At 51.4% G+C, this 11,193-nt stretch carries 13 protein-coding genes; all 13 read left to right on the forward strand.

All coding sequences use genetic code 11. The annotated features are described in order from the left end of the window. The coding region (locus Q7V48_09610) for a hypothetical protein (protein ID MDO9210987.1) at positions 1 to 495 on the forward strand (495 nt) is incomplete at its 5' end. A gap of 14 nt (positions 496 to 509) precedes the next feature. Further along, positions 510 to 713: a LapA family protein gene (locus Q7V48_09615; GenBank protein ID MDO9210988.1), complete on the forward strand. Its 204-nt coding sequence runs from the start codon at positions 510 to 512 to the stop codon at positions 711 to 713. 109 nt (positions 714 to 822) lie between these two features. Further along, entirely contained in the window at positions 823 to 1,875 is a 1,053-nt protein-coding gene (locus tag Q7V48_09620) for a mechanosensitive ion channel family protein (protein MDO9210989.1), read from the forward strand. A 133-nt stretch (positions 1,876 to 2,008) separates the two neighbouring features. Further along, on the forward strand, positions 2,009 to 2,383 hold the full coding sequence (locus tag Q7V48_09625) for a response regulator (protein ID MDO9210990.1): 375 nt from the start codon (positions 2,009 to 2,011) through the stop codon (positions 2,381 to 2,383). Positions 2,384 to 2,401: 18 nt separating this feature from the next. Further along, a complete protein-coding gene (gene glgC / locus Q7V48_09630) occupies positions 2,402 to 3,625 on the forward strand; it encodes a glucose-1-phosphate adenylyltransferase (GenBank protein MDO9210991.1) in 1,224 nt (407 codons plus the stop codon). Positions 3,626 to 3,790: 165 nt separating this feature from the next. Further along, positions 3,791 to 4,510, forward strand: a complete 720-nt coding sequence (tatC, locus tag Q7V48_09635) for a twin-arginine translocase subunit TatC (protein ID MDO9210992.1) — start codon at positions 3,791 to 3,793, stop codon at positions 4,508 to 4,510. Positions 4,511 to 4,521: 11 nt separating this feature from the next. Then, a complete protein-coding gene (gene amrS / locus Q7V48_09640; protein MDO9210993.1) occupies positions 4,522 to 5,559 on the forward strand; it encodes an AmmeMemoRadiSam system radical SAM enzyme in 1,038 nt (345 codons plus the stop codon). A gap of 98 nt (positions 5,560 to 5,657) precedes the next feature. Continuing rightward, entirely contained in the window at positions 5,658 to 6,644 is a 987-nt protein-coding gene (locus Q7V48_09645; GenBank protein ID MDO9210994.1) for a sugar kinase, read from the forward strand. An 84-nt stretch (positions 6,645 to 6,728) separates the two neighbouring features. Next, positions 6,729 to 7,376, forward strand: coding sequence for a bifunctional 4-hydroxy-2-oxoglutarate aldolase/2-dehydro-3-deoxy-phosphogluconate aldolase (gene eda, locus Q7V48_09650; protein MDO9210995.1), 648 nt, complete (start codon positions 6,729 to 6,731; stop codon positions 7,374 to 7,376). 180 nt (positions 7,377 to 7,556) lie between these two features. Next, complete coding sequence (locus tag Q7V48_09655) at positions 7,557 to 8,558, forward strand: tripartite tricarboxylate transporter substrate binding protein (GenBank protein MDO9210996.1); 1,002 nt, start codon at positions 7,557 to 7,559, stop codon at positions 8,556 to 8,558. Positions 8,559 to 8,646: 88 nt separating this feature from the next. After that, on the forward strand, positions 8,647 to 9,132 hold the full coding sequence (locus Q7V48_09660; protein ID MDO9210997.1) for a tripartite tricarboxylate transporter TctB family protein: 486 nt from the start codon (positions 8,647 to 8,649) through the stop codon (positions 9,130 to 9,132). 24 nt (positions 9,133 to 9,156) lie between these two features. Then, positions 9,157 to 10,674 carry a tripartite tricarboxylate transporter permease gene (locus tag Q7V48_09665; GenBank protein MDO9210998.1) on the forward strand — a complete coding sequence of 506 codons (1,518 nt, stop codon included), beginning with the start codon at positions 9,157 to 9,159 and terminating at the stop codon, positions 10,672 to 10,674. After that, the coding region (locus Q7V48_09670; protein ID MDO9210999.1) for a 4Fe-4S binding protein at positions 10,671 to 11,193 on the forward strand (523 nt) is incomplete at its 3' end. The genes Q7V48_09665 and Q7V48_09670, both read left to right, overlap by 4 nt.

The raw sequence follows: 11,193 nt of genomic DNA on the forward strand, positions 1-11,193 counted from the left end.
AGGAAGGAGGAAAAAATGCAAAACTTCAAGACCTTTCTCATTATTATCATTCTTATCGTCTTGGCTTTCGGGATCGGTTATGGCTTAGGGTATATGAAACTAAAGAATGTTGAGAAAGAATGGTCAATGGCCAGGAATGAGATGCAGTCTAAAATCGGCAATTTGGAAAAGGAATTAGCCCGGGCCAAGGCCCGCGAAACGCTTTGGGATATGTCCGAAGCTCTCTCCCAGGTCATCGTTCATTTTTCTGAGAAAAACTTTGGACTGGCGGGCAAAGCCTTAGAGGGATTGAAAGAAACTTTTTCGGCAATCCAGCCAACTCTTGATGAGGAATGGAAGGCCAAATTTGGCTTCTTCTTGCCTGCTCTGGAAGAAATCAAGAAAGAGGCGGAGAATTTAAGCCAGAACGCCAGGGAAAAAACCAAAGATTTAAAGAATCTCTTTGAGCAATCCCTGAAACCTCCTAAAAAGGGAGTAGAAGAAAAAAAGAGCTGAAAGGAGATTTAAAAATGAGTCCCAAAGTCATAGGATTGATCATTCTTCTTATTTTTCTGGTAATTTTTGCCGTCCAGAATACCCAGCCTGTGGCTGTCAAGTTGCTTTTCTGGGAAATTTCCACTTCCGCCGTTTTAACCATTTTAGTAAGTTATCTGGTTGGATTTTTAACGGGCTGGTTGGTGAGCGTACTGAAACCTGGCGGGGAAAAAGATTAACCGTTTTCCCAGGTTTGTACGGTTAATAGGAAACGTTGGGCCCTTGCCCTTATCAACGCTGGGGTTAAGACCTAGCCGGGTACTGCCAAACTTAAAAAGGAGGGTTCCTTTGACTCAATTTTTTGGATACTCCATCCCGGTTCCAACTTGGTTGGCCGTAATCGTCTTTGTAGTCGTCTGGGTCGCCTTGAGTCTATTGCTTTCGCGGTTATTTCAAACCTATGTTCGGCGATGGGCTGAAAAGACAGAGGCCCGCGTAGATAAATTGCAGGTGGAAGCTCTTCACGGACCCCTTCTGATCTTACTCCTGCTCATTGGCGGGCGGGTGGCTCTGGGGGCCACGGAACTAACCCTCAAGGTAGAGCGGTTCGCTACGGTAGGGATCTCCCTGGCCACGGCATTGGTACTGATTTACGCCAGCGTCAAGATCTACCATGGGCTTCTCTTAGAATACGGGCAGCGCTATGAACCGATTAAACCTTCTCTGGGCATCCTAAACCTTTTGGGCAAGGCCTTAATTATCCTCATCGGGCTCCTGATTACCCTGGACAGCCTGAGCATCTCCATTAGCCCCCTGCTGACTACCCTGGGAATTGGAGGATTGGCCGTGGCTTTAGCCTTCAAGGATACATTAGCCAACTTCTTTGCCGGGCTCTACATCCTGGCGGATCGGCCCATTCAGGTGGGGGACTACATAAAATTAGAAGGAGGACCGGAAGGGTATGTGCAGGAAGTGGGTTGGCGATCCACACGCATCCGGACCCTCCCCAATAATATCGTTGTCATCCCTAATTCCAAGGTCTCCGAAAGTATTATTACCAACTATTTCCTCCCGGAACGGCGCATGTCCTTGATGCTGAACATTGCCGTCAGCTACAGCAGCAATTCCAGAAGGGTGGAGGAGATCCTGATGGAAGAAGCCACCCGGGCAGCCTCAGAAATTGAAGGTCTTCTGGCCGAACCCGCCCCCATTGTGCGATTCATCCCCGGCTTTGGGGAGTCTGCCCTGAATTTTACGCTCATCTGCCAGGTGCGGGAGTTCGTGGATCAGTATTACGTCCAGCATGAGCTTCGCCATCGCATTTTTGAGAGATTCAGAAAAGAAGGCATAGAGATCCCTTTTCCCCAAAGAACGGTTCATTTGCGGAAAGAAGGGATTTGACTTTTGGGCCTGTGCACAACACCCAGAATTGTGGTAGAATTATTATTGGAATTTCTCTTCAGAAAACTTTAGGCACTTTAATTTTTCATTGAAAGCTCCCTGACTCTTTCCTCTTTTTCGAAAGGAGCAAGCCATGGAAAAAGTCCTTTGTGTGGATGATGACCTCAGCCTTCTTCGTCTTTATCAGGATGAACTGAGCGAGGAAGGGTATAAAGTGGTTCTGGCCAAAGACGGAAAAGAGGCGCTGGCCAAATTCGAAAAAGAAAAGCCCCAAGTGGTGGTCATGGACATCCGCATGCCGGTCATGGACGGCATCGAAACTCTGACCGCCATGATGGGCAAAGACCGCCAGGTCCCGGTCATCTTGAACACCGCCTATCCCCAGTACCGGGATAATTTCATGACCTGGGGAGCGGAAGCCTACGTGATTAAATCTTCTGATCTCACCGAGCTTAAACAAAAAATCCGGGAAGTTCTGAACAAGCGGAAGAAGCAAGCGAAATCTTGATCGCCAAGGAGACTTGCTTTGTTTGAAAGAATTGTGGGCATGATCCTGGCCGGAGGAAAAGGTGAACGGCTCTACCCGCTTACCCAGGATCGGGCCAAACCCGCTGTTCCCTTCGGAGGAACATACCGCATCATCGACTTTACCTTGAGCAACTGCCTAAATTCCGGCATCCGGCGGGTGAACCTCCTCACCCAGTATAAATCCCTATCCCTAAACCGGCACATTATGCAGGGCTGGAATATCTTCAACCCCGAACTGGATGAATACATCAACCTCATTCCACCCCAGCAGCGTGTCGGGGAGGATTGGTATCTGGGAACGGCCGATGCCATCTACCAGAACATCTACGTGTTGCAGCTGGACCGTCCTGATCTGGTTCTCATCCTTTCCGGCGACCACATCTACAAGATGAATTACATGGAGATGATTGCTTACCACCGGGAGCACCGGGCCGACCTTACCGCGGGCGTCATCGAAATGGATAAAAATCTTTCTCGCCATTTTGGCATTCTCCAAGTAGATGAAGAGTTTCGCATTGTAGGATTTGAGGAAAAGCCAGAAATCCCCAAAACCATTCCGGGTTATCCCGACCTGATTCTTGCCAACATGGGGGTTTATGTTTTTAATACAGAAATTCTCGTACGCCGGGTCATTGAAGACGCCAAGAATCCTGACTCGCAGCATGATTTTGGAAAAAATGTCATCCCGGCGATGGTCCCTCAAGACCGGGTCTACGCCTACAGCTTCCGGGATGAAAACAAAAAAATTGCCAAATACTGGAGGGACATCGGAACGCTGGATGCCTATTATGAAGCCAGCATGGACCTGGTGGCCATCGACCCTATATTCAACCTTTACGACCAGGAATGGCCGATTCGTACTTACCACCCACCCATCCCCCCGGCGAAAACGGTATTCTTCGAAGAGTATGAAGGAGGCCGAATCGGAGGAGTTTACGATTCTCTCATCTCGGGCGATTGCATCATCAGCGGGGGAAAAGTAATTCGCTCTATTTTAGCCCCCAAGGTACGCGTCCACAGCCATTCCGAGGTTCGCGATTCCATCTTGATGGAGGGGGTCGATGTAGGTAGATACGCCCGGGTGAATCGGGCGATTGTAGATAAAGGCGTCCGGATCCCGGAGGGATACCCGATTGGGTTCAATCTGCAAGAGGATGCCAAGAAATTCACAGTCACTGAATCGGGCATCGTGGTCATCCCCAAAGGTGCCATCCTGGGATAATATTAAGACGCAGAGCGCACAGTTTTCTTCATATTTTTTACTTGTCTCACCTTTCTCGCTTTCCTCGCCTTTCCCGCCAGTGTTTCGTGAACAACTTTTTCTTTAAAATAATACTTTTTGGGCGTATAATTTTCCTCTATGGGCTGGGGGGATAAAATTCGGGAGATGGACAGGAACAAGGTCTTCGACAAGCTCGAAGGTCTCCGGGGTGCTTTAATTCGCATATTCCTCATCATCCTCGGCCTTTCGGTCGTTTCCTATTTTTTCTGGAAGGAAGCCCTGTTCTTGCTGCAGAAACCCCTGGGCCTGCCGTTGATTATGTACGCCCTTCCAGAGGCTTTTCTTACTTCCCTCCGCCTGGCCTTTTTTATGGGTATTTTTCTGGCAGCCCCCTTCATTTTCCAAGGCCTATGGGGAGCCTTCTCCCCCCTCTTTTCTTTCAATTCCCGAACTTATTCTTTGGCCATCGTACTGTCCGCCACGACCCTCTTTTTTTCCGGGGCATTTTTTTGCTATTTTTTTGTCTTGCCCGTAGGGATTAATTTCCTGGTAACCTATGGCAGCGAAAATCTCCAACCCATGATCGGGCTGTCTAAGTACATGACGTTTGCTATTGGCTTGATCTTAGCCTTTGGATTGGTCTTCGAGCTCCCCCTGATTATGCTCATCCTTGGGAAGGTGGGACTGATTAACTATCAGGTGCTGGCTAAAAATCGAAAGTACGCCTTGTTAATTAACTCCATTCTTTCAGCGATCCTGACTCCTACGCCGGATGCCTATAGCATGCTTCTGATGATGGCCCCCATTCAAATCCTTTATGAGCTATCCATCTGGCTGGTCAAGATTTTTGGAAAGAAAAAAGTCTTGGAACCCGAGGTTTCTTGAAAGGTTTGCTCATGAAAGAAGCCATGCTTTACCAGAAAATGCCCGAGCAGAAAGTCCATTGCCACCTCTGTAACCACTATTGCCAAATCGCAGATGGCCACCGCGGAATTTGTGGCGTGCGGGAGAATCGAGGGGGAACCCTTTACACCTTAGTTTATTGCCAGCTGATCTCCCGCAATGTGGACCCGATCGAAAAGAAACCCATGTTTCACTTTGCCCCCGGGACAAGATCTTTCTCCATCGCCACCGTGGGTTGTAACTTTCGTTGCGACTTCTGCCAGAACTATGAAATTTCCCAGATGCCCAGGGACCAGAAGCGAATTATGGGGGAAAAAATAAGCCCGGAAGAAATTGTGGCTTTGGCGAAAAAAACGGGCTGCCGGACCATTGCTTATACCTACACCGAGCCGACTATTTATTTCGAATATGCTTATGACATTGCCCAGCTCGCCACTCGGGAGGGCTTGAAGAACATTTTTGTAACCAACGGTTACATGACCGAAGAGGCTTTACGGACGATTCACCCCCACCTCCATGGAGCCAATGTAGATTTGAAATCTTTCCAGGAAGAGTTCTATCAGAAGCGTTGCGGCGCCAAACTCCAAGGGGTTCTCCATTCCCTGAAGGTGATGAAAACTTTGGGGGTCTGGGTAGAGATCACCACCCTTATTATTCCCGGTCTCAACGACACGGAAGAAGAACTGCAGAACATCGCCCGTTTCATTTTCTCTTTAGGTAAAGAAACCCCCTGGCACATCAGCCGCTTTCACCCCGTGTATAAGATGCTCGACCGCTCACCGACCTCCATGCGAATTCTTGAACGTGCCCGAACAATCGGGCTGGAGAGTGGATTGCGTTATGTTTATACGGGAAACGTTCCAGGGGATATAGGGGAAGATACTTTCTGTTACCATTGCGGTAAGCTCCTGGTGGACCGCTTGGGATTTCAGATCCTCAAATACCGGGTGCAAGGAAACAAATGTTATAGCTGTGGCTCGACGATCGATGGAGTGGATCTGGAAAAGGGTTCCAGCGGCCAAGGGTCCTAGGGTTCAAGTCCTCGAACCCTTTTGGACCGGGAATCCATCTTGATCAATATGAGTTTTTAAGATACCATACTGACGAATAAAACCAAGAGAGGTGGGCAATGATGTACGACGTCGTCACTTTCGGCGAAGCCATGCTGCGCCTGTCGCCGCCGCACTTCGGGCGCCTGGAGCAAACCCATTCTTTGGATGTGGAGATCGGTGGTAGCGAGTTGAACGTGGCCGTGGGACTGTCCAGGCTGGGAATGCCGGCGGCCTGGATTTCCAAACTTCCCAACAATGCCTTGGGAAAGATGGTGCGCAACCGGGCTCGGGAGCTGGGAGTAGATACCTCCCAGGTGACCTTTAGCGATAAAGGTCGGCAGGGCCTCTATTTCGTGGAATACGGTGCGGCCCCACGGGCTAGCTCCGTACTTTACGACCGGGGAAATTCGGCTATCAGCCTGATCCAGCCCGGCGAGGTGGACTGGAAAAGAATTCTTTCCAAAGCCAAGCTCTTCCATGTCAGCGGCATCACGCCTGCACTTAGCGCATCCGCTGCCGAAACCACGGCGGTCGCCATGAAAGCGGCCAAGGAGGCGGGATGCCTGGTGAGTTATGACCTCAATTACCGCAAGAAACTCTGGTCGCCCGCTGAAGCCAAAAGTTGCCAGGCGCCTTTGATGAAGCTGGTGGACATCCTTACCACTACGGAAGAGGACACCGGGGTTGTTTTCGGAATCCGGGAGGATAGCTATCAGAAAGTTGCGGAAAGCCTGGCCAGTGCTTTTGGGATCAAGGCTGTCGCCATTACTCTCCGGGAAGATCTTTCGGTGTGGAAAAACAACTGGACGGCCATCGCCTACGCCGACGGAAAAATTTATTCGGACCGCACTTACACCGTTGAGATCGTAGACCGTGTCGGGGCTGGAGACTCCTTTACCGCCGGCTTCATCTATGGCTATCTCACAGGGAATGCGGAAAAAGGCGTTAAGTATGGTAACGCCCTGGCTGCCTTGAAACACACCATGCCAGGCGACTTCAATTGGTCCACCCTGGATGAAGTCGAAGCCCAGATCAAAGGAGCAGGGTTGAGAATATCCAGATAAAAAATGCGGAATGCGGAGTTCGGAGTGCGGAATTTTTTCCATTCCGCATTCGGCATTCCGCAATCCGCATTCCAAGGGGGTTTTATGAAAGAAGTTCTGGCGAAAATTATAGAAGAAGGGGTCGTTCCGGTTATCCGAGTCTCTTCGGCTGCGGAAGCTTTTGAGGTAGCCAAGGCCATCAAAGAAGGGGGTATTACGGTTATTGAGGTGACCATGACCGTTCCTGGGGCCATGGATGTGATCAAAGAAGTCAGTCAGAAATTTGGCCAGGAAGTCTTGTTGGGGGCCGGCACAATCCTCGACCCGGAAACCGCGCGGATGGCGTTCCTCAACGGCGCCAGGTTTTTAGTGACGCCGACTCTGAATTTGGATGTAATCAGGATGTCCAACCGTTACAGTGCTGTCGTAATCCCCGGCGCCTTGACCCCCACGGAGATCCTTACGGCTTGGGAGGCTGGGGCAGATTTAGTCAAAGTTTTTCCCATCGCCCAGGTTGGAGGCCCTGCCTACATCCGGGCCATTCAAGGCCCACTGCCCCATATCCCCCTCGTCCCTACCGGCGGAGTAAATCTGCAGAATGCCGGGGAGTTTATCAAAGCGGGAGCTGCAGCCATTGCCGCCGGCGGGGAACTGGTGGATAAAAAGGCCGTGGCCGAGAAAAAATATTCCGTGATCGTGGAAAATGCCCAAAAGTTCCTGGCCGAGGTGAAAAAAGCTCGGGGCTTGGGGTGACAAGAAGAATTTCACTTTCCCCTCCTTTCCTCCTCTGGTTTCCGAAAGATTTTTCTTGACACAGGTAGCATTTTTTTATACATACCCAGTATTGATAAATATCCTATCCGCCCTCGAAAAAATTTAGCCGGCAGTCCGTCGAGTTCTGCAAGAATAAATCCACAAAAGGAGGTAAGAAATATGGAAAAGAATCGGTGGAAGCTGTATGTCTTCATCCTCATCATGGCAATGTCTTTCATCTATGTTCCGTTCCTATCGGCCATCGAGAAGCCCAAAAATTACCCGGAACGGGCGATTGAATTCGTGGTGGGATATGGCGCCGGAGGAGGGAGCGACCTTTTAGCCCGGGCCATCACAGCAGAAGCCAAAAAGATTTTGAAGGTTTCCCTCCCCATTATCAACAAACCCGGGGCAGGTGGCGTTGTGGCTCTGGAATACATCCAAAATCAGCCGGCGGACGGTTATACGGTATGGGCGGGTTCTACTACAGTTCTATTAACGGGGGGGCTGGTAGGAATGACCAAATACCAATACACCGACTTTTCCCCGGTTATACGTGCTCAGCACGATGTCATGCTGATGGTGGTTCCTTCCGGAAGCCGTTTTAAAAATATCCAGGATGTGATCACTGACGCCAAGACCCGCCCGGGCCAGCAGACCTGGGGGGTCGTGGGAACGGCCCAGGGGTACCAGGCCTATATTGCCGACAGCTTTGCCAGTATCGTCGGTATTACCCCTAAAATTGTTCCTTTCGATTCGGCGGGAAGGCAGCAGGCCTCCATTCTGGGGGGGCATATCGATGTAATGCTGGACGAACCGGCCACGGTCATCGGCCTGGCCGAGGGCAAAAAGGTCCGCCCCCTTCTCTCTTTCTCCAAAGACCGAATTCGTCCATTTCCCAACTTGCCCACCATCGGGGAGATGGGCGCTAGGGATTTTCCGGGAATTTACCGGGGAATCGTGGTCAAAAAGGGGACCCCGCCGGAAATTGTACGCTACCTGGCCGAGGTCTTCACCGCAGCCTATAAATCCCCGGGTTATCAAAAATACGAAGCCGAGAGTTTTCTCGATTTAAGAAAAGGGTTCATGGGGCCTGAAGAGTTTGAGGCCTTCTTCAAGGAAGATGCCGAAGAAGTGACGAAGTTCTTGAAACGCACGGGAGTCTACCAGATCAGAAAGTAACCAAACGCTTTTCTTCGTTAACATAAACTTCCGGAGGTCTGCAGCGAGGTTAGACATTTGGGTGCCCTCGGGGATGGAGGAATTGCCGATGAGTAATATTGTCTCGGCCCTGGTCATCATTGGGATTTCGCTCTTCTTTTATTACCTCACGACCCATTTCCCCATCGTAAAGGGATATCAGCAGATGGGCGATGCTTTCTGGCCCCAGCTGGTCCTTCTGGTATTGATAGGGCTATCCGCCATTCTCATTTTCCAGTTTCTGTTAAAAGGGAAGAAAAAAGGATCGATTAAGAAGGCTTCCCCGGAGGAAACCTTAGACCGGCCAGCGCTGCTCAAGACCATGGGGGTCATGCTTTTGTATGTCCTCTGTATCCCCTACCTGGGATTTTTAGTGTCCACTTTCCTGGCTTTGATCCTCTTTTCCTACCTGATGGGGGACCGGAAAAAGTCGAGGATGGTGTATTTCTCCCTGGGTATGACCATTGCCACCTATCTGGTGTTTGGCCTTTTGATTTACACCGCCATGCCCCGCGGGGTTTGGATTTTCAAGAGTTTGAGCAATTTGCTCTATTGATAGAGAAGAAAGGGATTGGAATCCATGCTGGATCTGTTTCTGTACGGGTTTCAAAACGTTCTTATGCCGGTGAACATCCTGGCCATGATGGTGGGGATGGTGATCGGGCTCTTGATCGGGATTCTTCCGGGCCTGGGCGGGACCATGGCCGTTGCCCTGATCATTCCCTTCACTTTCAACATGGAACCCATTACCGGAATCCTGATTCTAATCTCGCTTTACTGTACGTCTACCTATGCCGGCTCCATTACGGCCATCCTTTTCAAGATTCCAGGGGAAGCTCCCGCAATTATGACCATCCTGGATGGGCATGAGATGGCTAAAAGAGGCCAGGCCGGAAAAGCCCTGGGAATAGCCATCTTCGCTTCTACGCTGGGGGGAATTTTCAGCACGATTTGCCTGGCGGCTGTCTCCCTTCCCCTTTCCACCATCGCTCTGGAGTTCGGGGATGCGGAATACTTCGCCTTGGCGGTCATGGGACTCAGCGTATGTTCCGGGATCGGCGGGAAGTCGGTGCTCAAGAATGTCATCGGGGCGGCCATGGGTCTCTTCCTGGCCACCTTCGGGACTTCTCCCATCTCGGGTACGCACCGGTTCACTTTCGGGTACAGCGGCCTGCTCATGGGGATCACTTTCATCCCGGCAGTCATCGGTCTCTTTGCCATCAGCGAAGTTTTCGAGCAAGTGGAGAAAGGGTTGAAGGAGGGAAGGCGGGAAGGATACAAGAAACAGGAAAAAGTACGGATCGGGATGCCCTCCTGGGATGAGATCAAATACCTGAAATGGAATTTTCTGCGCTCGGCCCTGATCGGAACGATCATCGGTATCCTCCCGGGAGTGGGGGCGACTACGGCTGCCTTCTTCGGTTATAGCGAGGCCGTGCGCTGGTCCAAGCATCCGGAAAAGTTCGGGACCGGAATTATCGAGGGGATCGCCGCACCGGAGACGGCCAACAATGCGGCCACCGGCGGGGCCATGGTCCCCTTGCTCACCCTGGGGATTCCGGGGAGCTCGGTTACCGCAGTAATGATCGGCGCCTTCCTCATCCATGGACTTCGTCCCGGACCGATGATGATGATACAGCAGCCCAAGTTGGTCTATTCGATCTTTGCCGGGTACTTCTTTTCCAACCTGCTTATCATCCTGGCTGGGATCATCGGGATCAAATTCGTGATCAAGCTGATGGATTTCCCCTACCATAAAATCGGCCCCGCAATCCTGCTCTTTGCGGTCATCGGCTCCTACGCCATCAACAATTCCATGTCCGACGTTTACGTGACCCTGGCCTTCGGGTTCATCGGGTATGTCATGAAAAAGTACGGGTTCGGGCTGGCGCCCCTGATCCTGGGAATGATCCTGGGAGACTTAGCCGAAGTTTCCCTGCGCCGGGCCATGCTCCTATCCAACTTTGACCCATCGGTTCTGATCACCCGGCCGATCAGCGCCGGGCTCATCATCTTTGCAATTGTGTCACTCTGTTATCCCTTGATCCAGAAGTACATCTTCAAAAGCAGAGGAAAGGAGAAATTAGCTGCATCATGAAAATCGACCCAGAAAAATGTAGCAACTGCGGGACCTGCCAGCCCTACTGCACGGTGGGGGCCATCGTCGAGAGCAAGAAGCGGGAGGTCCGTGAAGTGATCGAAGACGAGTGTGTGGAGTGCGGCGTCTGCCTGAGGGCTGACGTGTGTCCGACCGACGCCATCTTCCAGCAGGAGCTGGCCTGGCCGCGCATCGTGCGCCAGGAATTCAGCAACCCCCTCATCCGTCATCCCAGCACCGACATCGGAGGACGGGGTACGGAAGAGATGAAGACCAATGATGTCACCGGCCGGTTCCAGGCAGGGTTTGCCGGAATCGGCCTGGAATTTGGCCGGCCGAGCGTTGCAACTCGCTTCAGCGACGTTCAGACTATGGCCCAGGCTCTGGCACCCTTGGGGGTCCAGTTCGAAACGCAAAACCCGGTGACCGCCTTGATGATCGACAAGGGCAAGGGCTTGCTCAAACCGGAGGTCCTCAACGAAAAGGCCCTTTCGGCGATCATCGAATTCATCATTCCCC

The sequence above is a fragment of the Deltaproteobacteria bacterium genome, from assembly GCA_030654105.1.
Taxonomy (GTDB): domain Bacteria; phylum Desulfobacterota; class SM23-61; order SM23-61; family SM23-61; genus JAHJQK01.

Coding starts and splice junctions, on each gene's coding strand:
- tatC (MDO9210992.1), top strand. CDS start 3,791: ATGGACAGGAACAAGGTCTTCGACAAGCTCGAAGGTCTCCGGGGTGCT.
- Q7V48_09665 (MDO9210998.1), top strand. CDS start 9,157: ATGCTGGATCTGTTTCTGTACGGGTTTCAAAACGTTCTTATGCCGGTG.
- Q7V48_09625 (MDO9210990.1), top strand. CDS start 2,009: ATGGAAAAAGTCCTTTGTGTGGATGATGACCTCAGCCTTCTTCGTCTT.
- Q7V48_09655 (MDO9210996.1), top strand. CDS start 7,557: ATGGAAAAGAATCGGTGGAAGCTGTATGTCTTCATCCTCATCATGGCA.
- Q7V48_09645 (MDO9210994.1), top strand. CDS start 5,658: ATGATGTACGACGTCGTCACTTTCGGCGAAGCCATGCTGCGCCTGTCG.
- amrS (MDO9210993.1), top strand. CDS start 4,522: ATGAAAGAAGCCATGCTTTACCAGAAAATGCCCGAGCAGAAAGTCCAT.
- Q7V48_09615 (MDO9210988.1), top strand. CDS start 510: ATGAGTCCCAAAGTCATAGGATTGATCATTCTTCTTATTTTTCTGGTA.
- eda (MDO9210995.1), top strand. CDS start 6,729: ATGAAAGAAGTTCTGGCGAAAATTATAGAAGAAGGGGTCGTTCCGGTT.
- Q7V48_09660 (MDO9210997.1), top strand. CDS start 8,647: ATGAGTAATATTGTCTCGGCCCTGGTCATCATTGGGATTTCGCTCTTC.